The sequence below is a fragment of the Gordonia sp. VNK1 genome (assembly GCF_040049135.1).
Lineage (GTDB): Bacteria > Actinomycetota > Actinomycetes > Mycobacteriales > Mycobacteriaceae > Gordonia > Gordonia oleivorans.
Map to the genome: position 1 here is coordinate 105,213 of NZ_JBDZDJ010000007.1, position 23,519 is coordinate 128,731.

Annotated in this window: 25 protein-coding genes; 15 read left to right on the forward strand and 10 right to left on the reverse strand. The window is 66.7% G+C overall.

Going from position 1 to position 23,519, the window contains the following annotated elements:
• Nucleotide 1: 1 nt before the first annotated feature.
• Nucleotides 2–904, forward strand: coding sequence for an acetaldehyde dehydrogenase (acetylating) (locus ABLE94_RS10925; protein WP_348808734.1), 903 nt, complete (start codon nt 2–4; stop codon nt 902–904).
• On the forward strand, nt 901–1,977 hold the full coding sequence (gene dmpG / locus ABLE94_RS10930; RefSeq protein WP_348804708.1) for a 4-hydroxy-2-oxovalerate aldolase: 1,077 nt from the start codon (nt 901–903) through the stop codon (nt 1,975–1,977). The genes ABLE94_RS10925 and dmpG overlap by 4 nt, the downstream gene beginning before the upstream one ends.
• Before the next feature lie 113 nt (nt 1,978–2,090).
• Here the strand turns inward: dmpG and ABLE94_RS10935 are convergent, their stop codons facing one another.
• Together ABLE94_RS10935 and ABLE94_RS10940 are read right to left on the reverse strand one after the other, a co-directional pair.
• A complete protein-coding gene (locus ABLE94_RS10935) occupies nt 2,091–2,891 on the reverse strand; it encodes a VOC family protein (protein ID WP_348808735.1) in 801 nt (266 codons plus the stop codon).
• Between the two features lie 62 nt (nt 2,892–2,953).
• Entirely contained in the window at nt 2,954–3,886 is a 933-nt protein-coding gene (locus ABLE94_RS10940) for a LysR family transcriptional regulator (RefSeq protein ID WP_348804884.1), read from the reverse strand.
• A 100-nt stretch (nt 3,887–3,986) separates the two neighbouring features.
• Between ABLE94_RS10940 and ABLE94_RS10945 the strand changes: the two genes are divergently transcribed.
• The 5 genes from ABLE94_RS10945 to ABLE94_RS10965 all read left to right on the forward strand — a co-directional run bounded on the left by ABLE94_RS10945 (nt 3,987) and on the right by ABLE94_RS10965 (nt 8,687).
• Nucleotides 3,987–5,099 (forward strand): TDT family transporter, encoded by a 1,113-nt coding sequence (locus ABLE94_RS10945; RefSeq protein ID WP_348804710.1) that lies wholly within the window; start codon nt 3,987–3,989, stop codon nt 5,097–5,099.
• Nucleotides 5,096–5,638, forward strand: coding sequence for a hypothetical protein (locus tag ABLE94_RS10950; protein WP_348808736.1), 543 nt, complete (start codon nt 5,096–5,098; stop codon nt 5,636–5,638). Before ABLE94_RS10945 ends, ABLE94_RS10950 begins: the two co-directional genes overlap by 4 nt.
• Before the next feature lie 66 nt (nt 5,639–5,704).
• Entirely contained in the window at nt 5,705–6,727 is a 1,023-nt protein-coding gene (locus ABLE94_RS10955; protein WP_348804712.1) for a zinc-dependent alcohol dehydrogenase family protein, read from the forward strand.
• Between the two features lie 162 nt (nt 6,728–6,889).
• Nucleotides 6,890–8,089 carry an AAA family ATPase gene (locus tag ABLE94_RS10960; protein ID WP_348804713.1) on the forward strand — a complete coding sequence of 400 codons (1,200 nt, stop codon included), beginning with the start codon at nt 6,890–6,892 and terminating at the stop codon, nt 8,087–8,089.
• Nucleotides 8,082–8,687 carry a DUF4276 family protein gene (locus ABLE94_RS10965; RefSeq protein WP_348804714.1) on the forward strand — a complete coding sequence of 202 codons (606 nt, stop codon included), beginning with the start codon at nt 8,082–8,084 and terminating at the stop codon, nt 8,685–8,687. The genes ABLE94_RS10960 and ABLE94_RS10965 overlap by 8 nt, the downstream gene beginning before the upstream one ends.
• A 24-nt stretch (nt 8,688–8,711) precedes the next feature.
• Here ABLE94_RS10965 and ABLE94_RS10970 read toward each other — a convergent pair whose 3' ends face one another.
• Both ABLE94_RS10970 and ABLE94_RS10975 read right to left on the reverse strand, forming a co-directional pair.
• On the reverse strand, nt 8,712–9,092 hold the full coding sequence (locus tag ABLE94_RS10970; protein ID WP_348808737.1) for a hypothetical protein: 381 nt from the start codon (nt 9,090–9,092) through the stop codon (nt 8,712–8,714).
• Nucleotides 9,093–9,096: 4 nt separating this feature from the next.
• Nucleotides 9,097–10,320 carry a 3-ketosteroid-9-alpha-monooxygenase, oxygenase component gene (locus tag ABLE94_RS10975; protein ID WP_348808738.1) on the reverse strand — a complete coding sequence of 408 codons (1,224 nt, stop codon included), beginning with the start codon at nt 10,318–10,320 and terminating at the stop codon, nt 9,097–9,099.
• Between the two features lie 272 nt (nt 10,321–10,592).
• On the opposite strand from ABLE94_RS10975, the gene hsaA reads away from it, so the two are divergent.
• The 6 genes from hsaA to ABLE94_RS11005 are packed head-to-tail and all read left to right on the forward strand — an operon-like array spanning nt 10,593 to nt 16,478.
• Entirely contained in the window at nt 10,593–11,804 is a 1,212-nt protein-coding gene (gene hsaA / locus ABLE94_RS10980; RefSeq protein ID WP_348808739.1) for a 3-hydroxy-9,10-secoandrosta-1,3,5(10)-triene-9,17-dione monooxygenase oxygenase subunit, read from the forward strand.
• Between the two features lie 51 nt (nt 11,805–11,855).
• Nucleotides 11,856–12,767 (forward strand): iron-dependent extradiol dioxygenase HsaC, encoded by a 912-nt coding sequence (hsaC, locus tag ABLE94_RS10985; protein WP_348804718.1) that lies wholly within the window; start codon nt 11,856–11,858, stop codon nt 12,765–12,767.
• 10 nt (nt 12,768–12,777) lie between these two features.
• A complete protein-coding gene (hsaB, locus tag ABLE94_RS10990) occupies nt 12,778–13,350 on the forward strand; it encodes a 3-hydroxy-9,10-secoandrosta-1,3,5(10)-triene-9,17-dione monooxygenase reductase subunit (RefSeq protein WP_348804719.1) in 573 nt (190 codons plus the stop codon).
• Nucleotides 13,347–14,555 carry a hypothetical protein gene (locus ABLE94_RS10995; protein ID WP_348804720.1) on the forward strand — a complete coding sequence of 403 codons (1,209 nt, stop codon included), beginning with the start codon at nt 13,347–13,349 and terminating at the stop codon, nt 14,553–14,555. Before hsaB ends, ABLE94_RS10995 begins: the two co-directional genes overlap by 4 nt.
• Nucleotides 14,552–15,343 carry an SDR family oxidoreductase gene (locus tag ABLE94_RS11000; RefSeq protein ID WP_348808740.1) on the forward strand — a complete coding sequence of 264 codons (792 nt, stop codon included), beginning with the start codon at nt 14,552–14,554 and terminating at the stop codon, nt 15,341–15,343. The genes ABLE94_RS10995 and ABLE94_RS11000 overlap by 4 nt, the downstream gene beginning before the upstream one ends.
• Nucleotides 15,336–16,478, forward strand: a complete 1,143-nt coding sequence (locus tag ABLE94_RS11005) for a sulfotransferase family protein (RefSeq protein ID WP_348808741.1) — start codon at nt 15,336–15,338, stop codon at nt 16,476–16,478. Before ABLE94_RS11000 ends, ABLE94_RS11005 begins: the two co-directional genes overlap by 8 nt.
• Here the strand turns inward: ABLE94_RS11005 and ABLE94_RS11010 are convergent.
• Nucleotides 16,433–16,789 (reverse strand): hypothetical protein, encoded by a 357-nt coding sequence (locus tag ABLE94_RS11010; protein WP_348804723.1) that lies wholly within the window; start codon nt 16,787–16,789, stop codon nt 16,433–16,435. The two genes, ABLE94_RS11005 and ABLE94_RS11010, sit on opposite strands and share 46 nt — an antisense overlap.
• Nucleotides 16,790–16,855: 66 nt before the next feature.
• Here ABLE94_RS11010 and ABLE94_RS11015 point away from each other — a divergent pair, with 66 nt between their 5' ends.
• Entirely contained in the window at nt 16,856–17,656 is an 801-nt protein-coding gene (locus ABLE94_RS11015; RefSeq protein WP_348804724.1) for a helix-turn-helix domain-containing protein, read from the forward strand.
• Between the two features lie 31 nt (nt 17,657–17,687).
• Nucleotides 17,688–18,317 (forward strand): TMEM175 family protein, encoded by a 630-nt coding sequence (locus ABLE94_RS11020; RefSeq protein ID WP_348804725.1) that lies wholly within the window; start codon nt 17,688–17,690, stop codon nt 18,315–18,317.
• 56 nt (nt 18,318–18,373) lie between these two features.
• Here ABLE94_RS11020 and ABLE94_RS11025 read toward each other — a convergent pair whose 3' ends face one another.
• Genes ABLE94_RS11025 through ABLE94_RS11045 form a run of 5 tightly spaced genes read right to left on the reverse strand, consistent with a single transcriptional unit; the run spans nt 18,374 to nt 23,445 of the window.
• Nucleotides 18,374–19,504, reverse strand: coding sequence for an acyl-CoA dehydrogenase family protein (locus ABLE94_RS11025; protein WP_348804726.1), 1,131 nt, complete (start codon nt 19,502–19,504; stop codon nt 18,374–18,376).
• Entirely contained in the window at nt 19,501–20,472 is a 972-nt protein-coding gene (locus ABLE94_RS11030; RefSeq protein ID WP_348808742.1) for an acyl-CoA dehydrogenase family protein, read from the reverse strand. The genes ABLE94_RS11025 and ABLE94_RS11030 overlap by 4 nt, the downstream gene beginning before the upstream one ends.
• 3 nt (nt 20,473–20,475) lie before the next feature.
• Nucleotides 20,476–21,642, reverse strand: coding sequence for an acyl-CoA dehydrogenase family protein (locus tag ABLE94_RS11035; RefSeq protein ID WP_348804728.1), 1,167 nt, complete (start codon nt 21,640–21,642; stop codon nt 20,476–20,478).
• A 1-nt stretch (nt 21,643) separates the two neighbouring features.
• Nucleotides 21,644–22,561, reverse strand: coding sequence for an enoyl-CoA hydratase (locus ABLE94_RS11040; RefSeq protein WP_348804729.1), 918 nt, complete (start codon nt 22,559–22,561; stop codon nt 21,644–21,646).
• A 56-nt stretch (nt 22,562–22,617) separates the two neighbouring features.
• Nucleotides 22,618–23,445: an IclR family transcriptional regulator gene (locus tag ABLE94_RS11045; protein WP_425476185.1), complete on the reverse strand. Its 828-nt coding sequence runs from the start codon at nt 23,443–23,445 to the stop codon at nt 22,618–22,620.
• Between the last annotated feature and the right edge of the window lie 74 nt (nt 23,446–23,519).

Consider the following 23,519-nt stretch of genomic DNA (forward strand, 5'->3'; position numbering starts at 1 on the left):
CGTGGCGAAGCTGACCGCAGCGATCGTCGGGTCGGGCAACATCGGCACCGACCTGATGTACAAACTGGAGCGATCCGAGGTGATCGAACCGCGATGGATGGTCGGCATCGACGCCGACTCCGAAGGGATGAAACGTGCCGCCGACCGCGGCCTCATCACCATGAGCGGCGGCGCCGACGAACTCCTCGGCTCGTCGGACAAACCCGACCTGATCTTCGAGGCCACCTCGGCGTATGTGCACCGTGAGTACGCGCCGAAGTACGAGGCGGCCGGCATCACCGCCGTCGACCTCACCCCGGCCGCCGTCGGTCCCGCGGTGGTGCCGCCGGCGAATCTGCGCGAACACCTCGACGCCCCCAACACCAACATGATCACCTGCGGTGGGCAGGCCACCATACCGATGGTGCACGCGGTGAGTTCGGTTGTGCCCGTGCCCTATGCGGAGATCGTTGCATCCGTCGCGTCGGTGTCGGCCGGACCGGGTACGCGCGCCAACATCGACGAGTTCACCCGCACCACGTCGAAGGGTATCGAGACCATCGGCGGCGCCGACCGCGGCAAGGCCATCATCATCCTCAACCCGGCCGATCCGCCGATGATCATGCGCGACACCATCTTCTGCGCCATCCCCGCCGACGCCGACACGGATGCCATCGCCGAGTCGATCCACAAGCGGGAGAAGGAGATCCAGCAGTACGTGCCGGGCTACCGGCTGCTGCAGGACCCGCAGTTCGACCCGCCCAGCATCATCAACGGTGGTCACGCCCGCGTCTCGATCTTCGTCGAGGTCGAGGGTGCCGGAGACTTCCTGCCGCCGTACGCCGGCAACCTCGACATCATGACCGCCGCCGCCACCAAGGTCGGCGAGGAGATCGCGAAGACCAAGTTGGGAGTCTCGGCATGACCACCACGCATCCGGAGCTGATGGCGAACGCCCGCAAGTACTCCGACACCCTCGACATCCGCATCACCGACTCGTCGTTGCGCGACGGCAGCCATCACAAGCGGCATCAGTTCACCGAGGAGGAGGTCCGCGCGATCGTCGGCGCCCTCGACGACGCGGGTGTGCCGGTCATCGAGGTGACCCACGGCGACGGGCTCGGTGGCTCGTCGTTCAACTACGGGTTCTCCAAAACCCCGGAGCAGCAACTGATTGCGGCCGCAGCGGACACCGCCAAACGCGCCAAGATCGCCTTCCTGATGCTGCCCGGGCTCGGCACCAAGGACGACATCCGCGCCGCGCAGGACAACGGCGGTCAGATCTGCCGCATCGCCACCCACTGCACCGAGGCCGACGTCTCCATCCAGCACTTCGGCCTGGCCCGCGACCTCGGCCTGGAAACCGTCGGCTTCCTGATGATGAGTCACAGTCAGCCGCCGGAGGTCATCGCCAAGCAGGCCCGCATCATGGCCGATGCCGGATGCCAATGCGTCTACGTCGTCGACTCGGCCGGAGCGCTGGTCCTCGAAGACGTCACCGACCGCGTCGCGGCGGTGCGTGCCGAACTCGGCGACGACGCCCAGATCGGCTTCCACGGACACGAGAATCTCGATATCGCCGTGGCCAATTCGATCAACGCGGTCCGCGCGGGTGCCCAGCAGATCGACGGTTCCATCCGCCGCTTCGGCGCCGGTGCGGGCAACACCCCCACCGAGGCCTTCGTCGGCGTCTGCGACAAACTCGGCATCACCACCGGCATCGACTTCATGAAGATCGCCGACGCCGCCCAGGACGTCGTCCGCCCGGTGATGCCGTCGGAATGCCTCGTCGACCGCCCGTCGATGATGATGGGTTACGCCGGTTGTTACTCCAGCTTCCTCAAGCACGCCGAGAACCACGCCGAACGCTACGGCGTCTCCGCCGCCGACATCCTCATCGAGGCCGGAAACCGCAAACTCGTTGGTGGGCAAGAGGATCAGCTCATCGACATCGCGCTGGAACTCAAGAAGAAGGCCGACGCGAACGCGGGGGTGTAGGTTCGCGCGGGTCCTCGCTGTTCACGCGGCTCCTGCTCACTCGCGCGGTCATTGCAAAGACCGCGCCGATGAACTGGACCCGCGCGAGCCGAGACGACCCGCGCGAATACGCCCTACATCCCGGCCGGCGGATGCCCCAGGCAGATCAACGCACCCAGCGGATCCTTGATCACGGCCAGGGTGCCGTACGGGGTGTCCTCACCCGGCATCACCACCTCCCCGCCGAGCTTCTCGGTCAGCGCCACCGTCGCGGCGACGTCGTCGACGCAGATGTAGATCTGCCAGAACGACGGTGCGTCTCCGAACATCCCGTTCGCGTCCATGATCCCGCCGTAGGCGCTCTCACCGAAGAACAACTGCGAGTATCGAAGTGGGCCACTCGGCGGATTCTCCATGCCGGTGTTGTCGATGACGGTGTCGGCGCGCGCGCCGACCACCTCGCTGTAGAAGGCGATCGACTTGGGGTAATCGTTCGACGCCAGTTCGAACCAGTACGGCGCTCCGTGCACACCCCACTCGGTGAAACCCGGGTGCTGGTTGGGCTTCCAGAAGCCGACGACGGCGCCGGCGGAGTCGATGGCCACCATCATGGTGCCCTCGTCGCCGACCGCCATCGGCGGGAACATGATCGAACCGCCGGCGGCCTCGACATTCTTCGCGGTCGCGTCGGGATCCTCGGTGTGCAGGTAGAACGACCACACGTTGGCCGGTCCGCCGGCCTCTTCCATATACGGGCTCAAACCGGCGACCCGGGCGCCGCCCCGGCGGAAATTGCGGTATCCGCCGAACTCCTCGCGGGGCTCCTCGGCCTCCCAGCCGAAGATCTGCCCGTAGAACTCGGCGGCCTTGTCGGGGTCGCTGCTCATCAGGTCGAACCAGATCGGGGCGCCCACCGGGGCGGAATACTCGGCCATGACGTGTCTCCTTCGGTGCTGACGATGGTGTCGGCAGTACAGACCGTCAGTCTTCCCGAAACTCATCGGCCGTGGAGAGGACCGACCGATCTCGTGACGTGCGTGAGGAAGTCGCGGGCCGCGCCGGCCCTCGGTTCCCGGCCGCCGATCCACACCGCCCGCAGGATGCGGGTCAGATCCAGACCGTCGACGTCGACGACGACGAGTCGCCGCCCCGCGCCGTCGCCGGTGATGTCGTCGCGCACCGACAGGTCGCTGAGCACCGCGGGCCCGGCGCCGGCGATCACCGCCGAACGCACCGCCGCCGTCGTCGACAACTCGAGCACCGGTGCCGCGATCGCGACGTCGTCACCCAACGCCGTGCGCTGGCGTGTCTCGAGCACCCTCCTTGTGCCGGAACCGGATTCACGGGTGACCAGTGGGGTGGCGGCGAGTTCGGCGGCGGTCACCGATTCCCGTCGCGCCCACCGATGATCCGGCGGGACGACCAGCACCAGCCGGTCGACGGCCACATCCCGGCTGTGTACACCGGTGGCCACGGTCGGACCTTCGACGAAGCCGAGTTCGACGTCGCCGCCGCGCACCAGTTCGCACGCGTGCTCGGAGTTGGTGGCGGTGAACGAGACCTTGGGTGTGGTGTCGGCGGACGCGGCGAACGTCACCAGCCATCGGGGCAGGAGGTGTTCGGCGATCGTCAGGCTTGCCGCGATCCGCAACTGGTCGCGACGCTCCCGGCGCAGCGCGGCGAGGCCGGCGTCGAACTCGCCCGCCAGGGTCAGCAGTCGATCGGCCCACTCGGCGACCAGGGTGCCCGCCTCGGTGGGGACGGTGCCGGTCGGTGAACGGTCGAGCAACGAGACCCCCAGCGTCGCCTCGAGGGCACGCATCCGCGCCGACGTCGCCTGCTGTGAGATCCCCAGTTCGGTCGCCGCGGCATTGAGGCTGCCGGTGGTGACGACCGCGAGCAGCGTTTCCAGGGACACCAGATCGGGCATGCGGGAGCTCAACACCCCGTCAGGGTACAACCGGTCGTTGTATCCCCTGCAGGAGATTGCTCTCTACTGGGCGACGATCGCGACCGCGACAGTGAATGACATGACCACCACCGTGACCAGAACCGCGATCGTCGCACCCGCCCGCTTCGCGCATGTTCCGCCCAATTGGTTCGCGGCGGTCATGGGCACCGGGATCATCTCGGTGGCCGCCCATGCGCTGGTCGATCGGGCGGCGGTGTTCGGGGCGGTATCGATCGTGTTCTGGCTCCTGGCCTGCGTGATCTTCACCTCCGTGGTCGCGGCCACCGCGGTCCACTGGCTGGCCCACCCGGCGGCCGCGCGGGGCCATCACACCCACCCGGTGATCGTCCACTTCTATGGGGCGGTGCCGATGGCGACGCTGACCGTGGGGACCTCGACGCTCGTCGCCGGTACGTCGCTGATCGGCCACGACGCCGCGCTCGCCGTCGATCTCGTGTGTTTCACCGTCGGCACCGTCGGGGGAGTCGTCACCGCGATCGTCATCCCGCTGCGTCATCTGCGACGCGACGGGCGCGGCGACGCCTTCGGCGGATGGCTGATGTCGGTGGTGCCGCCGATGGTGTCGGCGTCGGCGGCCGCGGTGCTCGCCGGGGCCGTCACCGGCACACGTGCGCGCGAGACCCTTCTCGTCGTCGGGGTGGCCGCATTCACGCTGTCGCTCGCCCTGAGTGCGCCGATCATCGCCGCGATCGGCCGTCGCCTGTTCACGAACGGCGTCGGCCCCGCCGCGCTGGTGCCGACGTGGTGGATCGTGCTCGGTCCCCTCGGGCAGTCCGTCACCGCGGCGTGCCTGCTCTCACACAACTCCGCCGGCGTACTCGACGCCCCGACCGCGCGGGTGGTGCACGACCTCGCCCTCGGTTACGCCATCCCGGTGTGGATTCTGGCCGTGGTCTGGATCGTCCTGTCCGCCGCCATCACCGCCCACACCGCTCGACGCGGCCTTCCGTTCGCGCTGACCTGGTGGTCGTTCATCTTCCCGGTGGGCACCTTCGTCACCGGTTCAGCGGCACTGGCGCTGGTCGACGGCTGGGTGGGGTTCACGGTCGCGGCCCTGATCTCGTTCGGGGCGCTGGTGGTGGCGTGGCTGGTGGTGGCGGCGCGAACCGTGGCCGGCGTCGTCGACGGGTCGCTGCTGGCGGCACCGGCTCGTGGCACGCTGGAGCGGTGAACAGCGTCGTCGACAGAGTCCGCCCGTTTCTGTGGCCCGCGTTGGTGATCGCCGGAGTGGTGATCGTCGGCTGCAGCCAGGCCACCTGGGGATTCTCCGACGAGGGCATCGGGTTGCGGATCACCGGGCTCGGTGGGGTCGACGCCACTGCCGCCGATTCCGCCGACGCCCAGGCCTTCTTCGCCGATCAGACCCACCGGCCGGGACTGATCACCCTCATCCCGGGTGTGGTCATCTTCCTCGCCGCGACCCTCTGTTGGTGGAAGCCGTTCCGTGCCAATCGAATCGCCGTGGCGGTCGCTGCCGGGATCATCGTCGCCGCTGGGGTGGCGACGGCGGTCTGGGCGGGTGTCGTGGTCGCCGATCCGGCCCGAAAGCTGTTCGACGCCAACGTCATCGACGCGGTCGACCTACCCGGCCCGATCCTGAGCCCGGGGTGGGGTCTGATCACGACCCTCGTCGTCGGGGTGATCACCGCGATCGGTGCGGTCATCGCGGCGCTGCTGCGGTGGCGTCAGGGCGTCTCACCTGCGCAGTAGTGCGCGACGCCGAACTCGTGCCACTGTGGAAGGACGAGACGTCCACATCGAGAGGAGACCCACCGCATGCGTGGAGTCATGATCTATGCCCCCGGCGACATCCGCGTCGAGGAGCGTGACGACCCGACCATCGTCGAACCCACCGACGCCGTCATCAAACTCGCCGCTTCCTGTGTGTGCGGTTCGGATCTGTGGCCGTATCGGGGGATCGAGGACGTCACCAAGCGCGCCCCGATGGGCCACGAGTACGTCGGCACCGTCACCGAGATCGGCGACGCGGTCACCACGATCAACGTCGGCGACTTCGTCGTCGGATCGTTCTTCGCCTCCGACAACACCTGCGAGATCTGCGTCGACGGCTACCAATCCCGGTGTGTGCACGCCAAACCCATGGGCGCCATCGGCACCCAGGCCGAGTACGCCCGCGTGCCACTGGCCGACGGCACGCTCGTCGCCACCCCGGGGCAGCCCGATCCCGACCTCATCCCGTCGTTGTTGGCCGCCTCGGATGTGTTGGGGACGGGGTGGTTCGGTGCCGTCGCCGCCGACGCCGGACCGGGTAAGACGGTGGCCGTCGTCGGCGACGGCGCGGTCGGGCTGTGCGCGGTGATGGCCGCCAAACAGCTTGGTGCGCAGCGCATCATCGCCATGAGTCGGCACGCCGATCGGCAGGCGCTGGCCCGCGAGTTCGGGGCGACCGACATCGTCGAGGAACGCGGCGACGACGGCGTCGCCCGCATCAAGGAACTCACCGACGGTCTGGGCGCGCATTCGGTCATCGAGGCGGTGGGCACTCAGGAATCGATGATGCAGGCGATCCGATCCACCCGGCCCGGCGGTCACGTCGGCTACGTCGGGGTGTCGCACGGCGTCGAACTGCCAGGACTCGAGGTCTTCTTCGCCGAAGTGCACCTGCTCGGTGGCCCGGCACCGGTGCGTCGGTTCCTGCCCGAACTGATCGAGAAGATCTGGGACCGAACCATCAACCCGGGCAAGGTGTTCGACCTCACCGTGCCGTTGGCCGACGCCGCGGAGGCCTACCGGGCGATGGACGAACGTCGCGCCACCAAGGTGTTGCTGTCGGTGTGAGAGGCGGGCCGTTCGATGACGGCGACGCGACGTACGTCGCGGAGTTGTGTCCGACCCGGTGTGGCTTATCGTGGACGTGGTCCCTGCCGAGAGACCGGGGACACCACTGTCTTGGTGCGCCGTGGATAGGCGTTCACCCGTGACACCTGAAGGAGTGCGGTCATGAGCAACACGTTCGCGATCACTCGCGTGGCGTTGCGCCAGTACCGGAGCATTGCCACCGCGGATGTGACGCTCGGCAAGCTACTCATTCTGGTGGGACCCAATGGGTCGGGAAAGAGCAACTTCCTCGACTCGCTACGACTGGTGTCCGAGTCTCTCGAGACCTCCTTGGATCAGGCGCTGAGAAATCGGGGAGGAGTGGCCGAGGTTCGCCGTCGTTCGACAGGGCATCCGACGCATTTCTCCATCGAGCTCAGTTTCGAAGGTGATTCCGGCGACCTGAGCGACCCTCGCGATTCTGCCCAATATTCCGGAAAGTACGGATTCAGAGTGGCGGCCGAGAAGGGAGGTGGGTTTCGCATCTCCTCCGAGGCGTGCCACATCGCTGTCGACGGGGGTGCGCGAGAATTCTTCAAGGTTCTCGATGGCAAGCTCGTCGAGCAGAGTCTGCCGGTGATGCCTCCCTCGAGTAGTCAACGACTGTATCTGGTGTCCGCCGCGGGACTTCCCCAATTCCTACCGGTGTTTGATGGATTCCGTGGGATCAACGTCTACAACCCCAACCCGGACGCGATCCGTCTGCCGCAGGCACCTGACGCCGGCGAGTTTCTTCACCGCGACGGTGCGAACCTTGCCAGCGTCCTACACCGTCTCGATCGGAGCACTGCCGACAAGGCCGTGAAGAATCGAATCGAGGAGTATGTCCGGCTGATCGTGCCGGGGATGCGGAGTGTGGATCGAGAACCGCTGGGGCAATGGGAAACCGTGACATTCTCGCAGGACGTGCCAGGGGCGAAACACCCATGGAGATTTCCTGCCCAGTCGGTGTCCGATGGAACCTTGCGCGCTCTGGCGGTGTTGACTGCTCTGTTTGCGAGTTCGGGACACACGCTGAGTCCGATCGGTGTCGAGGAACCGGAGAGTGCCCTCCACCCCGCCGCTGCGAGCATTCTCATGGACGCCCTGCGGGATGCAAGTGAACGCCGACAAGTGCTCGCAACCAGCCACAGTGCAGATCTCCTGGACCGAGGAGGGTTTCAGGAGAGCGAATTACTCGCGGTTCGTTCGGTTGGCGGCGAAACCATCGTCAGCGGTCTCGATCCTGCAGGTGCGAAGGCGATTCGGGAATCGCTTTATACCCCGGGCGAACTCTTGCGGATAGATCAACTGCTCCCGGACGAAGGAGCGCTCGGTGCCTGAACCCGCTGTGGTGATAGCGCCGATAGTCGAGGGCAAGGGTGAAGAGGACGCGCTGCCGATCCTCATCCGGAAGATCGCCCAAGAGCGAGGCGTCTACCCCAGGATCGCGAAGCCGTTTCGGCTGGACGCCGGAAAGATGATGAAGCCAGATGAACTCGCTCGGGCGATCTCCTTCCAAAGCACCCGGGTAGGTCCCGTTGGCGGGGTTCTCGTGCTCCGCGATGGCGACGACAAGAACATGACCTGCGTTGATATCGCAGATCGCTTGCGCGCCGCGAGTTCCACTGGGGTGAACGCACGAGTCGAGGTCGTGGTCGCGATTCAGGAATATGAGTCATGGTTCCTGGCGTCGATGGATTCGCTCAGGTCGCACAGTAGCGTGCGGGATGACGCTGAATACCTCGGTGACCCCGAGTCGCCACGCGACGCGAAGGGCAGACTGCGCGACATGATGACGGAGAGTTATCGAGAGACGCTTCACCAAGCTCGATTCTCGTCGCTCATCGACCTGCAGCAGGCGGGGCCACGGAGCAGATCGTTGCGCAGATTGATTCACGCCGTCGAGTTACTCTGTGGGACAAGCGGTGTGCGAGAGTAGTCGCCACAAATCAAGGAGAGGCTCTCACCAGTACCCGTCGGGATCGGACTCCGGCGACTCTGACGGGATGATCCCCTCGGCCACCCCGTGATCGATACTCGCCGACAGGCGGGGACAGGTCCGCATCATCGCCGGATTGCCGCCGGACTCCCGAATCGTCGCCAACTCGTTGCAGCGTGCGGCGGCCGCGGAGTTCCACTGCACACTGGTGTGATGCGGACTGGTCTTCTTCACCATCACGCACGCGTGGCATGACCGACATTCGATCTCGGTCATGCCCCCGCGCAGATAGTGGGCGCGGTCGCGCGCGGTCGCGTCGTGAACGCGTGCGAGGTCGGCCGGGTCGGCACTGAAATCGGGTGCCTTGGCCCAACCCGAGGTGTTCTCCTCGACCGCGCGCGTCACCGGATCACACCGGGCTCTCGGCGGCGTCCGCAGCCTGTTCGGCTGCCTTCTCGTCCTCTTCCTGTCGACGCCGCAGATTCTCGGCCACCTCGACATTCCAGCTCTCGACGGCCTTGGTGGTGTCGATCTCGTACTCGAAACGCTGCGTCATCTCGTCGACGACGTCGGTCTTGTCGACATAGAACTGCTCATACCAGCGGCGTAGCTGGTATACCGGTCCGTCCTCCTCGACGAGGAGGGGATTGTCGATGCGGGTCTTGTTCTTCCAGATCTCGACGTCCTGGAGGAATCCGACCTCGATGCCCGCGGAGATCTTCGCGGCCATCTTGGCGGCCTGCTCCTTGTTGAGTCCCTCCGGGATCTTCGCCATCACCCCGTACATCAGGACGAACGAGTTGGCGTCGATGGGGTAGTGGCAGTTGGTCAGGATCGTCTCGATCTCGAAGTCGCCGTAGTACTGCACCATCGGGTTGAGCATGTAGGACGGGCCGTAATACGCGGCCACCGACTCGAGTCGGCTCTCGGCGTAGCCGCTGCCGAAGTCGACGTCGGGCCGCCCGTGGCTGTTCATGTACTGCGCCGCGGTCTCGCCCTCGAAGACGTTCTTGAAGTAGTCCGGCAGCGCGTAATGCACGTAGAAGAAGTGCGCCATGTCGACGACGTTGTCGATGATCTCGCGGCAATTGGAGCCGTCGATGACGAGCCGATTCCACGTCCAGGTGGTCCACTCGTCGGAGCCGACCTCCGAGAGCTCCGGGATGATGCAGTCCTCCGACGGTGGGTTGCCCTCCGGATCGTTGTAGATGAACACCTGACCGTTGCGGATCATCGTCGGCCACGCACGGGTCTTGGCGAGTTTGGGATTGCGCTTGGCGTAGGGCACGCCGCCGCATCGTCCGTTGCCCTTCCACAACCAGCCGTGGAAGGGACAGGCCACGTTGTCGCCCTTGACGGTGCCCTGGCTCAGGTCACCGCCCATGTGTCGGCAGTAGGCGTCGAGTACCTGGATGTCGCCGGTGGTGTCGGCCCAGACGACGAGCTTGGTGCCGAAGACCTGCACCGGGTGGGGCTTGCCGTCGCGGAATTCGTCGACCAGCCCGAGGCAGTGCCAGCCCCGCGCGAAACGCGTCGGTGGGGTTCCGGTGTCGATCTCCCGGATGCCGGTGTCCGTGCTCCCGGTGACCGTGCTCCTGGTGACACTGCTGCCGGTGTCGGCTGTCGCGGTCATGCGGCGCTCTCCCATCGTCGTGGCGGTGGCGTATCGATCGGCGAAAAGCTCTGGCGAATCGCCCCACGGCCAATACTAGAACATGTTACAAAAATGGTGACGGGTTCGAGGCTAGCGGACTCGATATGGGCAGGACATGAGGCCAAAGGCCCAGTACTCGACATAAATGAGAACGTGTTCTAGTCTCGGAAGAAGTTGAGAGCAGGAGCCGTCCAACGGCCGGGGTTTCGGCGACGGCGGCGACGGCGGGAACAGGGACGACGAGGACAGGAATGGGCGAGATGCCAGCACAATCGAGCGGGTCTGACCAGCGCAGCGAGGCGGCCGAGCAGGTCCTGGAGAAGATCAACGCACTGCTGCCGGAGATCGAGCAGCGTGCGCAACAGACCGAGGATCTGCGACGGATTCCCGACGAGACCGTCTCCAGCCTCGAAGGTGCGGGCTTTTTCAAACTCATGCAACCCGAGCAGTGGGGCGGCTATCAGGTCGATCCGGTCACCTTTTACGAGGCGGTGCGGCGGTTGTCCACCGCGTGCGGTTCCACCGGCTGGGTCTCCGGCATCATCGGCATCCACAACTGGCATCTGGCGCTCTTCGACCAGCAGGCCCAGGAGGACGTCTGGGGTTCGGACACCTCGGTGCGGATCTCGTCGTCGTATGCCCCGATGGGGATGGGCGAGGTGGTCGACGGCGGCTACAAGGTGAACGGCAACTGGGCCTTCTCCTCGGGCTGTGAGATCGCCGACTGGACCTTCGTCGGTGGCCCGGTGATCAAGCGCGGCAAACCCGTCGACTTCGTCAGCTTCCTGCTGCCGCGCTCGGACTACACCATCAAGGACGTGTGGAATGTGGTCGGGCTCAAGGGGACCGGCTCCAACACCCTGGAGATCAAGGACGCCTTCGTGCCGACCCACCGGGTCCTGAGCATGCGCACCATGGCCGAGTACCGCAGTCCCGGACTCGAACGCAACACCGCGCCGGTCTACAAGATGCCCTGGGGCACCATCCATCCGAGCACGATCTCCACGCCCATCGTCGGAATGGCGTACGGCGCGTATCACTCTCACGTGGAGCATCAGGGCAAGCGGGTGCGCGCCGCCTACGCCGGTGAGAAGTCCAAGGACGATCCGTTCGCCAAGGTGCGTATCGCCGGTGCGGCCAGTGACATCGACGCCGCGTGGCGCCAGCTGTCCGGCAACCTGCAGGCCGAATACGACCTCATCCTCGCCGGTGAGGAGATCCCGATGGAGTTGCGCCTGGCCGCCCGCCGTGACCAGGTGCGGGCCACCGGACGGGCCATCGCCGCCGTCGACAGCCTCTTCGAGAACTCCGGCGCGGGTGCGCTCAACATCGATTCGCCGATTCAGCGGTTCTGGCGGGACGCGCACGCCGGGCGGGTGCACGCCGCCAACGATCCGGAACGCGCGTACGTCGCATTCGGCAATGGCGAGTTCGGGATTCCGGTCGGCGACACCATGGTGTGAGGGGCATCCGCGCCGCATCGATCACCTGACATTTCCGAGGAGACACAGAAGATGACCGAGAGTCCCATCCGATCGCTGGGCTACATGCGCATCGAGGCGACCGACATGGGCGCCTGGCGCGACTACGGGCTCAAGGTGCTCGGCATGGTCGAGGGCGCCGGTCCCACCGAGGGTGCACTCTATCTCCGGATGGATGACTTCCCGGCACGTCTGGTGATCGTGCCCGGTGAGCACGACCGACTCTCGTCGTCGGGCTGGGAATGCGCCAATGCCGCTGCCCTGCAGGATGTCCGGGATCGGCTGTCGGATGCCGGAGTGGTCTTCCGTGAGGCCAAGGACGAGGAACTCCTCGACCGGCAGGTCGTGGAGATGATCGTCTTCACCGATCCGGCCGGCAACACCATCGAGGCCTTTCACGGTGTGGCGCTGCAGCATCGACGCATCGTCAGCCCGTACGGACATCGATTCGTCACCGGCGATCAGGGACTCGGTCACGTCGTCCTCACCTGCGACGACGACAAGGCGGCACTCGAGTTCTATCGCGACGTGCTCGGCTTCTCCCTGCGCGATTCGATGCGCCTGCCCCCGCAGGTGGTCGGCCGCGAGGAGGGCGACGAGGTGCCCTGGCTGCGCTTCCTCGGCTGCAACCCGCGCCACCACTCGCTGGCCTTCCTGCCCATCCCCAACTCGACCGGCATCGTGCACCTCATGGTGGAGGTGGAGAATTCCGACGACGTCGGTCTCTGTCTCGACCGTGCACTGCGCCGCAAGGTCAAGATGTCGGCCACCCTCGGCCGGCACGTCAACGACCTCATGCTGTCGTTCTACATGAAGACCCCGGGAGGATTCGATGTCGAATTCGGTTGTGAGGGACGACAGGTCGACGACGGTGACTGGATCGCCCGGGAGTCGACCGCGGTCAGCCTCTGGGGCCACGATTTCACGGTCGGATTCCGGGACTGAGCGTTCGGCGATGAGCGCGACACCGTACGGTTCCGCCGACTTCGACTCCCGCCAGTTCCGCACGGCGATGGGCCAGTTCTGCACCGGCGTCACCGTCATCACGACGTTGACCGCCGACGATCAGCCCACCGGTTTCGCCTGCCAGTCGTTCGCGGCGCTGTCGCTCGACCCGCCGCTGGTGCTGTTCTGTCCGCAGAAGACCTCTCGTACCTGGAGCGTGATCGAGGAGCGGGGCGCGTTCTGCGTCAACGTGCTCTCCAACCGGCAGCAGGACGTCAGCGCGAACTTCGGTGCGCCCCGCGACGACAAATTCGCCGGCGTCACCTGGGATCCGTCGCCGTCCGGGCTTCCGGTGATCCGGCACTGCCTCACCTGGGTGGAGTGCACCATCGAGACCGTCGCCGACGGCGGCGATCATCACATCGTCATCGGCCGCGCCCAGACGTTGGGAGATGTGTTGCAGGACAAGCCGTTGCTGTTCTACCGCGGTGGTTACCTGTCCACCGAGCATCCGCGGGTGACACCGGCCCAGGCCGAGTTGGAGAACTTCCTCACCTGGACCGGAGGAGACACCTGGCTATGAGCGCCCCCGCGCAGTCACCGGCCGTCGCGATCCCCGCCGACGTCACCCGACCTTTCACCGATGCCATCGCCGAGGCCGAGAAGTTGATCGCCTCGGCGGAATTCATCGTCGACGAGCATGATCTCGCCGAAGGCTACGACTATCTCGCCGGCAGCATCTCGGCGATCCTGCACCTGGTGCGGACCCGCAACCTGACCCACCCGGTGTTCGTCACCTCGACCGGGCCCTACACCAAGATGGGCCTGGACAACCCGGACACCCTCTACCGGCACGCCGACATCGAGGACACCGGAACCTACCGCGTGTGGGGTCGGCGCGGCACCACCGCCGACCTGAGTTTCCAAGTGCTGCGCGGGGATTACACCCCTGACGCTGTCCCCGGCGGCGACGACGCCTTCGACGATCGGCGCCTGAGTATCGACGACGACGGCCACTTCGACATCACCTTCGCGCCGGCCGGCTCCGAACCGGGGCCGGGCCGGTTCGTGCTGCCCGAGGGTGCGACGACACTGTCGGTGCGCGAGGTGTACTCGGATTGGTCGGCCCGCAAGGGGGAGATCGCGATCGAACGCGTCGACACCGCCGGGACGGCACCCGCCGAACCCGACCTCGACCGCGTGGTCCGCCGATATCGCACGGCCGCGAAGATGCTGACCGCACGCGTCAACACCTGGTTCAACTTCCCGAAGTGGTTCTACCTCGACGAACCGGTGAACACCTTCACCCCACCGCGGCTCACCCCGGGCGGTCTGGCCACCCAGTTCTCCTCGGTCGGTCACTATCGGCTCGCCGACGACGAGGCGATGGTGATCACCGTCCCGAAATCCGTTGCGCCGTATCAGGGATTCCAGCTCGGGAGTCTCTGGTACATCTCGCTGGATTACGTCCACCACCAGACCAGCCTCAATTCCGCTCAGGGACAGGTCGATCCGGACGGGATGATCCGGATGGTGGTGTCCCACCGCAACCCCGGCGTCACCAACTGGATCGAGACCACCGGACGACGCCGCGGCATCCTGCAGTTCCGGTGGCAACGCACCGACACGCCGATCACGCCCGAACTCGGCCCGAGCGCACAGGTCATCGACATCGGCGACCTCGACTATCACCTGCCCCACCTCGAACAGAACCGCATCGACGACCACGGATGGTCGGAGCGAATCGCACAGCGGCAACGGCAGTTCGCCGAAAGGATGCTCGCATGACCGTCACCACGCCGGCCACCGGACTGCTCGCCGGCAAGGTCGTCGTGGTGTCCGGCGTGGGTCCCGGACTGGGCCGATCGATCTGCCTGCGCGCGGCCGCGGCCGGAGCGACGGTGGTGCTCGCGGCCCGCACCGAATCCCGGCTCAAGGAGGTCGCCGCCGAGATCGACGGCCCGAGCCTCGTGGTCCCCACCGACATCACCGACGAGGACGCCGTGACCTCGCTCGCCGGCGCGGTCACCGACGAGTTCGGTGGCGTCGACGTGCTGGTCAACAACGCGTTCGCCCTGCCGTCGATGAAACCCTTGTCGCGCACCGACTTCGACCAGATCACCGCGAGTCTCGACCTGACGGTGCTGGGTACCCTCCGGGTGATCAAGGCGTTCACCGACTCCCTCGCCAAGCGGTCGGGCGCCGTCGTGAACATCAACTCGATGGTGATCCGGCACTCCGAACCGCGTTACGGCAGTTACAAACTCGCGAAGTCGGCGATGCTCGCGATGTCGCAGACCCTCGCCACCGAACTCGGTGAGAAGGGGATTCGCGTCAACTCCGTCGCGCCCGGCTACATCTGGGACGATCAGCTCAAGTGGTACTTCGGCGAGATCGCCACCAAGTACGGCATCACCCCGGAACAGGTGTACGAGCAGACCGCCGCGAAATCCGACCTCAAGCGGCTCCCCGAACCCGACGAGATCGCCGACGCCGTCGTCTTTCTCGCCTCGCCGATGGCTGCCGCCATCACCGGCCACACCCTCGACGTCAACTGCGGGGAATACCATGACTAGATCGACCCTGACCTCGGTCGGCACCGTCGACGATCTCCACGAATCGGCCATCCGGGCAACGGGTCTCGACGACTTCGGTGACGGCGCCTACCGCGAACCACTACAGATCCTGCTCGACTCCTATGCCGAGGAGGCCGGGCTGACCGAACTGGGCAGCAAGATGTTCCGGTTCTTCCTCAAAGGTGCGCTGGTGGCGCGCCTGCTCAGCGAGGCGTCGTGGAAGGCGAATCCGGGCCATGCCGGCGTCGAGATCACCCGCCCGATCTTCGTCACCGGCCTGCCGCGCACCGGAACGACCGCGCTGCATCGTCTGCTCACCGCCGACCCCGCGCATCAGGGCCTCGAGATGTGGCTGTGCGAGTTCCCCCAGCCCCGACCGCCACGCGACACCTGGGCCGACAACCCGGTGTACGAAAAGATCAACGCCGGTTTCGCACAACACCACGTCGAGAACCCCGAGTTCCTCGGACTGCACTACATGGACGCCGGCGAGGTCGAGGAATGCTGGCAACTGTTGCGGCAGAGCATCATGTCGATCTCCTATGAGTCGCTGGCCTACCTGCCGAGCTACTCACGCTGGCTGGCCGGTCAGGACTGGACACCCGCGTACGCGCGACACAAGCGCAACCTGCAGCTGATCGGCAGCAACGATCGCGACAAGCGGTGGGTACTCAAGAATCCGAGCCATCTCTTCGCCCTCGATGCGCTGATGGCCACCTACCCCGACGCGTTGGTGATCCAGACCCACCGCGCACCCGAGACCATCATCGCGTCCATGTGCAGCCTCGCCGAACACGCCACCCCGGGATGGTCGACGACCTTCGTCGGCGACCGGATCGGTCAGTCACAGTTGGAACTGTGGTCGCGGGGACTGCGCGAATTCTCCTCCGCGCGCGAGCGATACGACCCAGGCCAGTTCCTCGACATCGACTTCGCCGACCTGCGATCCGATCCGTTCGGTGTCGTGGAACAGGTGTATGACGCGGTGGGCGCCGACTTCTCCGAGCCGGCGCGTGCGGCGATGGTCGCCCTCGACGAGGAGAGCCGCTCGGGTGCGCGGGCACCCCGGCACACCTATCGGCTCGCCGATTACGGACTCGACGAGGAGTCGGTGGCGGCGGCATTCGCCGACTGACCCGTCGGCGGAAGATCGTGGAACACGGTGCGCCAGTAGTGTTCCGGCAACTCTGCACCCGAGTGCAGCACGATGGCCAGGCCGGTGGCCATCGCGATGCCGAGAAGGCCCAGCCACAGACCGGCCAGCGCGATCACCATCACCGCGACGGTGCGCAACACCGGCCACGTGTCCAGCCAGAGCAGGATCGGCGCGAAGAACAGACTCGCCACGATGTACCACGACGACCACGCCCGGTCGGAACGCATCGTGATCCGGAGCCAGCGCGGGACCGCGACGTCGGGTTCCCACGGCGGTGACGGTGTGTCCATCGGGCCTCCTCTCGCCATGCCCATTGCACCCCTCGGAGCCGCGTGCGGTCAATTACCTTGGAGGTCATGAACACCTCTGGTCGGCCCGGAGAGATACTGCGCGACTGGCGACATCGCAGCGGGCTGTCACAACTGGCGCTGTCGACGCTGACAGGTGTCAGCGCGCGGCACCTGAGTTTCCTCGAGACCGGGCGTTCGACGCCGAGCACCGCGATGGTGGTGCACCTGAGTGATCATCTCGATATCCCACTGCGCGAACGCAATCGGATACTCGTGGCCGCCGGACACGCGCCGCTATATTCACATCACGACCTCGACGATGACGCACTGGCCGCGGTCCGCGGGCAGCTCTCGCAGATGGTGCGAGCCGTCGAACCCGCGCCCGCCGTGATCCTCGACAGACACTGGAACATGGTGGAGGCCAATGGTGCCATCGGTGTGCTGCTCGACGGGTGCGCCGCCGATCTGCTCGCGGCCCCGGTCAATGTGATTCGCCTGGCGCTGCATCCGCAAGGGATGGCACCCCGGATCGTCAATCTCGCCGAGGTGCGCGCGCATCTGATCGGGCAGGTCCGGCGTCGTGCCGACCGGACCGGTGACCCGGCCCTCGACGGCCTCGTCGGCGAACTGTCGACCTACGGCGGCACCGGTGACGCCGATGCGCAACCCGGGGTTGCCGACGACGCGGTGGTCCTGCCGCTGCGCCTGACGCACCGCGATGGGGAACTGCGCTTCTTCTCGACCGCCGCGGCGCTGACCTCCGCACGTGATGTCACCATCTCCGAGCTCACCGTCGAGACCTTTCATCCCGCTGACGCACACACACGTGAGTTCCTGTCCCGCCGCGCCGGGTCGGACACGGCGTGAGGAACAGGCGTCGGGCGCCTACGGTGAGCACATGGCCGAATCTCCGGAGCGACGGACCGAGGAGGGTTTCCGTCGCCTGATCGCGTTCACCGACGCCGTCGTCGCGATCGCGTTGACGCTGCTGATCCTCCCACTGGTCGACGTCGTCGGCGATCTCACCGCGGGGGAGACGGTCGGGCAGGTGTACCGCGACCACTCCGACGAGGTGGTCGGATTCCTCATCAGTTTCGCGGTGATCTGGGTACTGTGGCGCAACCACCACCGGATGATGGAGTACTTCCGGGCCTATGACCGGGTGATCTTCGACCTGCACTTCGTGTGGATGTTCACCATCGTGGTGTTGCCCTTCGCGACGGCGCTGATCAGCGGACATGAGCTGAAGGGTGCGAATCTCATGTACATCGTGGTGCTGTGGGTGTCGATCGCCACCCTCATCGCGATGTCGCTGTGGGGTCGACGGCACCCGCGGTTGATGGAGACCTCACCGGAGGGAGATGCGTGGCGTTCGGCGCCACCGGACCTCGGGACGATCGTGATGCTGACGGTGGCATTCGCGGTCACCGCACTCGTTCCGAACGTGGGCCTGTGGTCATTGCTGCTGTTGTTCCTCGCCGGACCCGCGAACGCGGTGACGACGCGGGTGGCGCACGCGCGGCGGTAGTGTTCTCGGGCTCGGGCTTGCGTGATCGTCTGGGTGACGTCGTCCGATCATCCCGCTCAGCGACGCAGCTCGGCCACCAACTCGCCCACCACCTCGTGGGGCCGCCCGAACAATTGCGAACTACCGTGGGCGCGTTTGAAGTACAGGCCGATGTCGTGCTCCCAGGTGATGCCGATGCCGCCGTGCAGTTGGATCGCCTCACCGGTCACCGACGAGAACGCCTCCGAACAGTAGACATGTGCGGCGGCGGCCAGATCGGGGGCGTCCGGAGCGTCGGCGGCCACCGCGTCGATCGCCGCCCGCGACATCGACAGAGCCGTCTCCACCAGCATGTACATGTCGGCCATCCGATGCTTGAGGGCCTGGAAGGACCCGATGACCCGACCGAACTGGGATCGTTCCCGGCTGTAGTCGACGGTCATCGCAAGCGCCCGCGCGGCGCCGCCGACCTGCTCGGCGGACAGCAATGCCCGCGCGGCCGCACGTACCCGGTCGACGGTGCCCGAGCCGGCCGAAATCGTGGTCGCCGGCACCTCGTCGAATGTGACCGACGCCAGCGGCCGGGTGGGGTCGACGGTCGGCAAGGCGGCGACGGTGACGCCCTCGGCGTGCGCGTCGACGTCGTGGACGGTGATACCCGAGTCGGTGGAGGCCAATACCAGGAAGTGATCGGCGCACTCACCGTCGATGACGTAGTGGGCGGTGCCCGAAAGCAATCCGGCCTCGGCGCGCACGCCCGGCGATCCCGACCAGCCGGACGGCCCGGCCCAGCAGGTGGCGACGATCTGCTCGCCGGAGGCGATCCCGGGCAGCAGTCGTTGTGCCGCATCATCATCGCCGGTGGCGTGTAGGACGGCGGTGGCCAGCGCCGCGGTGAACACCGGGACCATCGCCAGTGTCGCACCGAGTTCCTCGAGGACGATACCGGTCTCGACGAAGGTGGCACCGGCGCCACCGACGTTCTCCGCGATCGGTAGGGCGGCCACACCGATCTCGGAACTCAGTGTCTGCCAGAGTGTCTGGTCGATTCGCGGTGTCCGCGTCATCGCCCGTCGCACCGCCGCGGAATCGGAGCGCTGCGCGAGCAGGGAGGCGACCGACTCGCGTAGCGCCTCACGATCCTCGGCGGAGATCGGCTCCGCTCCAGCAGGATTGTTGACAGCGGGTTGGTCGACGGTGGTGCTCATAGCGTCTCCAGGATGCGGGACCGGTGTTGTGCCGGCGTACCCCACGCGCCGACGAGGGCGCGGGTCTTGGTCAGGTAGATCGAGAGATCGTGTTCGACGGTGTAGCCGATCGCACCGAGCACCTGTAATGCGTTGCGCGAGGCGAGGTATGCGGCGTCGGAGGCGGCCACCTTGGCGGCCGAGACGTCGCGGGAGACGTCGGTGTGCTCGGGTGCGCCACCGTCGATGCCCACGGCGGCGCCGTAGACCAGCGGCCGGGCCATCTCCACGGCGATCGCCACGTCGGCCAGGTGATGTTTGACCGCCTGGAAGGTACCGATGGTGCGGCCGAATTGCTTGCGGGCCAACGCATACTCCGATGCGATGGCCAGCATGCGCTGCCCCAGACCGAGTAGCTGGGCGGCGGTGGCGAGCGCGCCGAGATCGACTGCCCGTGCGCCTGCCACCCCGCTCTGGATGGTGTCGCGGGCGCGGACTTCGGAGACCGTGCGCGCCGGGTCCACGGACCGATGGGTGCTGACGGTCTCGGCGGTCGAGAACGTCGCGTCGGCCAGCAGATAGATCGTGTGTGCGGCGTCCGCGTCGGCGGCCATCGGCGCCCACGGTGCGGCCGCCACGGTCACCAGGCGGCCTTCGGCGATCCCGGAGAGCATCTCGACGTCGTCGATCCCGGCGAGCAACGTCGGGACGACGGCGAGGGTTTCGGCCAGGGGGCCGGGGACGGCGTGACGTCCCAATTGCTCTGCAGCGACGACCATTTCGACGGCGCCGGCACCAGCACCCCCGCTGCCCTCGTCGATCATCAGGCCGAACACCCCGGCGTCGGCGAGGTGGCCGAATGCCGCCCTCGCCGGTTCGCGATCCCCGGCGGCCCAGGCCCGCGCGACCGCGGGACTGTCGGCCTTGGTCAGCAGGCCGTCGATGCTCGACGCGAGGTCGTCATGGATGTCGGACAACAGGAAGTCCATGTCTCACCGATCTCCCCGCGGTAGGCCGAGAAGCCGCTCCGCGATCACATTGCGCTGAATCTCGTTGGTGCCGGCGTAGATCGGACCCGATAGGGAGAACAGGTAGCCGTCGATCCACGGGTCGTCGACCTCGGCGAGTGGGCCCTGCAGGTCGAGTGCGGTCTCGTGCGCGGCGATGTCCCACTGCGACCAGAACACCTTGTTGATCGACGACTCCATGCCGAGCTGCCCGCCGGCGGCGAGACGACTGACCGTCTGATACGTCGAGAGTTCGTATGCGCGGGAACCGATCCAGGCGTCGGCGACCGCCTTGTCGGTGGCCGCGGTGGACGGGACCTCGTCGCGGTGGGTCTTCCACAGCTCGACCAGGCGGTCGGTGGTGGCCAGGAATCTCCCCGGCGACCGCAGCGACAGGCCGCGTTCGTTGGCGGCGGTGCTCATCGCCACCCGCCATCCGTTGTCGACCTCGCCGATCACCCCGGACTCGGCTGGTGCGCCGGGGTCGTCGGGGACGAAGACATCCTCGAGGAAGAGTTCGGCGAATCCGGGTTCGCCGTCGAGCTGCGCGATCGGACGAACCGTGACGCCGGGGCTGCGCAGATCGAACATGAAGTAGGTCAACCCTTTATGGCGTTGCGCGGCCTTGTCGCTGCGGAACAGGCCGAACGCCCAGTCGGCGAAGCTCGATCGGGAACTCCACGTCTTCTGCCCGTTGAGCAACCATCCGCCGTCGGTGCGGGTGGCGGTCGACCGGAGCGAAGCCAGGTCGCTCCCGGCCTCCGGCTCACTCCACGCCTGTCCCCAGATGTCGTCGGCGCGGGCCATCCGCGGCATGATCCGCGCCAACTGGTCCGGATGCGCATGCTCGAAGAGGGTGGGCGCCAACAGGAAGATGCCGTTCTGGCTGACCCGGCCCGGCGCCCCGGAGCGGTAGTACTCCTCCTCGAAGATCAGCCAGTGCAGGAGCGGTTCGTCACGGCCACCGAACTCCTCCGGCCAGCTGACCACCGACATCCGGTCGGCGGCCATCGTCGCCTCCCACTGCCGATGCGCCTCGAAACCCTCGGCGGTGTCCATCGACGGAAGGGGCTGTGCGGGAACGTGATCGGTCAGCCAGGCGCGCACCTCGGCGCGAAAGGCGTCGGCGGCGTCGTCGAAGAGGAAATCCATGTCAGGCTCCGCTGCCGTTGGGGGAGGCGGCGGTCTTCATCGACTTGGCGTCCATGCCGCCCAGCGAATCCCCGCCGGAGGACTCGGCATTCGCGGAATGGGCGAAGTGATGCCAGCCGAAGACCGAGTCCATCGCATTGCGCATGCCCATCTGGTCCTCGCAGATGTTGACGGCCTTCTTCGACAGGAACAGGCCCTGCATCGGCATCTCGACGATCCTCTCGGCGATGCCGTTCACCTTGCCGGCCAGGCCATCCCGCTCGACGACGTGATTCACCATGCCCCAGTCGGCGGCCTGGGTGGCGGTGAACCGTTCACCGGTGAACAGGATCTCCTTGGCGCGACGCGCGCCGAGGACGTATGCGTGGGCGAAGTACTCGACGCCGGGAATACCCATGCGGGCCACCGGATCGGAGAAGAACGCATCGTCGGAGGCGACGATGAAATCGCAGACCCAGGCGAGCATCAGGCCACCGGCGATGCAGGCACCGTGCACCTGGGCGATCATCGGTTTGGGGATGTCACGCCACCGGCGGCACATCCCCATGTACACCTCCATCTCCCGGGCCAGGCGCTGATCGGCCCCGGTCTTGTCGGTGTGGTCCCAATGCAGGACCGCCGCGTTCTCGTAGAACGTGTCGAAGTCGCGTTCGGGGGTGCCGATGTCGTGACCGGCCGAGAAGTGCTTGCCGTTGGCCCGCAGCACGATGACCTTGACCGACGGGTCGTCGACGGCCTTACGGAACGCCGCGTCGAGCGAGTACGTCATCACCGAGTTCTGCGCGTTGCGGTACTCCGGCCGGTTGAGCGTCACATACGCGACGGCGTCGTCGGGCCCTCCCGTTTCGTAGGCGACGGGGGAGGTGTCCGGTCCGAGATCGTTCGGGCTCAACGGCGCGGGGATGACGGCATCGCTCATGTCCACGAGCGTAACCTAGCAAGTGCTTGGTTGGTAGTTCGATGCGCGAGCCGCGGTCAACCCCGGGGTGCCGACAATCGACCGGCCGCGGCCTGTGCCGCGTCGACGACGCGCTGGAGTTCGGGCGGTGTCAGGTTCCCCGAGGGGCAGACGACGACCGACGCGATCACCGAACCGGCCGCGTCGGTGACCGGGGCGCCCACGGTCACCGCGGAGATCGTCGCGTCCGCGCCATCGAGTAGCTCGTCGGACAGGTAGTCGATCGCGGTGAGGTGCGACAGGATCTCGCCCATCTGACGACGCATTCCGGCAGGTAGATCGGTCGAGTCGAGGGAATCGAGTGCGGTCAGCAGCGTGACGTGCTCGTCGGTCATCCGCTCGATGGCGACGCCCCGGGCGCGGACCGCGTCGAGGGCCAAGCCGAGCCGCGTCCGGAGGGCGGCGGGGGCGCGGGCGATCCAGGCGGCGCGTGCCTCGGGGGTCTCCCAGGCGACGAACTCGCGGCAGACGGGTGGGCGCAGCGGCATCGTCGCACCCGTGGCAGGCCACTCGTGATGCCGGGATGGCGCGGTGGTGGAGACGCTCTCGACGATGGTCACCTCGCCGCCGGTGCGGCGGGCGACGAAGCAATCCATGGCCAGCTCCGCGGCGAGGTCTTCGAGAACCGGCCGTGCGAACCGGCTCACGGGATCGGCGTGCGCGATCGACATCGCGAGGTCTCCGAGGGCGGGGCCGACGGTGAAGTGGCCGTCGCCCGATCGGTTCACCCAGCCGCGGGCTGCCAATTCGCTGACGACCGCGTGTGCTGTCGCACGCGAGTGCCCGGTTCGGCGGACAATGTCGGCGAGGGTCAGTGGGCCGTCGTCCGCGATCACCGTCACGATCTCGACGGTGCGTCCGGTGGGTGGCGATGGGGACCTGCGGTCCGGCGGTTGACCGTCGGAACGTCGCTCGCCTA

Coding starts and splice junctions, on each gene's coding strand:
- ABLE94_RS10940 (WP_348804884.1), bottom strand. CDS start 3,886: ATGCCCGATCTGGTGTCCCTGGAAACGCTGCTCGCGGTCGTCACCACC.
- ABLE94_RS11005 (WP_348808741.1), top strand. CDS start 15,336: ATGACTAGATCGACCCTGACCTCGGTCGGCACCGTCGACGATCTCCAC.
- hsaC (WP_348804718.1), top strand. CDS start 11,856: ATGACCGAGAGTCCCATCCGATCGCTGGGCTACATGCGCATCGAGGCG.
- ABLE94_RS11015 (WP_348804724.1), top strand. CDS start 16,856: ATGAACACCTCTGGTCGGCCCGGAGAGATACTGCGCGACTGGCGACAT.
- ABLE94_RS10960 (WP_348804713.1), top strand. CDS start 6,890: ATGAGCAACACGTTCGCGATCACTCGCGTGGCGTTGCGCCAGTACCGG.
- ABLE94_RS11020 (WP_348804725.1), top strand. CDS start 17,688: ATGGCCGAATCTCCGGAGCGACGGACCGAGGAGGGTTTCCGTCGCCTG.
- ABLE94_RS11035 (WP_348804728.1), bottom strand. CDS start 21,642: ATGGATTTCCTCTTCGACGACGCCGCCGACGCCTTTCGCGCCGAGGTG.
- ABLE94_RS10935 (WP_348808735.1), bottom strand. CDS start 2,891: ATGGCCGAGTATTCCGCCCCGGTGGGCGCCCCGATCTGGTTCGACCTG.
- ABLE94_RS10975 (WP_348808738.1), bottom strand. CDS start 10,320: ATGACCGCGACAGCCGACACCGGCAGCAGTGTCACCAGGAGCACGGTC.
- ABLE94_RS11025 (WP_348804726.1), bottom strand. CDS start 19,504: ATGAGCACCACCGTCGACCAACCCGCTGTCAACAATCCTGCTGGAGCG.
- dmpG (WP_348804708.1), top strand. CDS start 901: ATGACCACCACGCATCCGGAGCTGATGGCGAACGCCCGCAAGTACTCC.
- ABLE94_RS11030 (WP_348808742.1), bottom strand. CDS start 20,472: ATGGACTTCCTGTTGTCCGACATCCATGACGACCTCGCGTCGAGCATC.
- hsaA (WP_348808739.1), top strand. CDS start 10,593: ATGGGCGAGATGCCAGCACAATCGAGCGGGTCTGACCAGCGCAGCGAG.
- ABLE94_RS11040 (WP_348804729.1), bottom strand. CDS start 22,561: ATGAGCGATGCCGTCATCCCCGCGCCGTTGAGCCCGAACGATCTCGGA.
- hsaB (WP_348804719.1), top strand. CDS start 12,778: ATGAGCGCGACACCGTACGGTTCCGCCGACTTCGACTCCCGCCAGTTC.
- ABLE94_RS10955 (WP_348804712.1), top strand. CDS start 5,705: ATGCGTGGAGTCATGATCTATGCCCCCGGCGACATCCGCGTCGAGGAG.
- ABLE94_RS10995 (WP_348804720.1), top strand. CDS start 13,347: ATGAGCGCCCCCGCGCAGTCACCGGCCGTCGCGATCCCCGCCGACGTC.
- ABLE94_RS11000 (WP_348808740.1), top strand. CDS start 14,552: ATGACCGTCACCACGCCGGCCACCGGACTGCTCGCCGGCAAGGTCGTC.
- ABLE94_RS10945 (WP_348804710.1), top strand. CDS start 3,987: ATGACCACCACCGTGACCAGAACCGCGATCGTCGCACCCGCCCGCTTC.
- ABLE94_RS11010 (WP_348804723.1), bottom strand. CDS start 16,789: ATGGACACACCGTCACCGCCGTGGGAACCCGACGTCGCGGTCCCGCGC.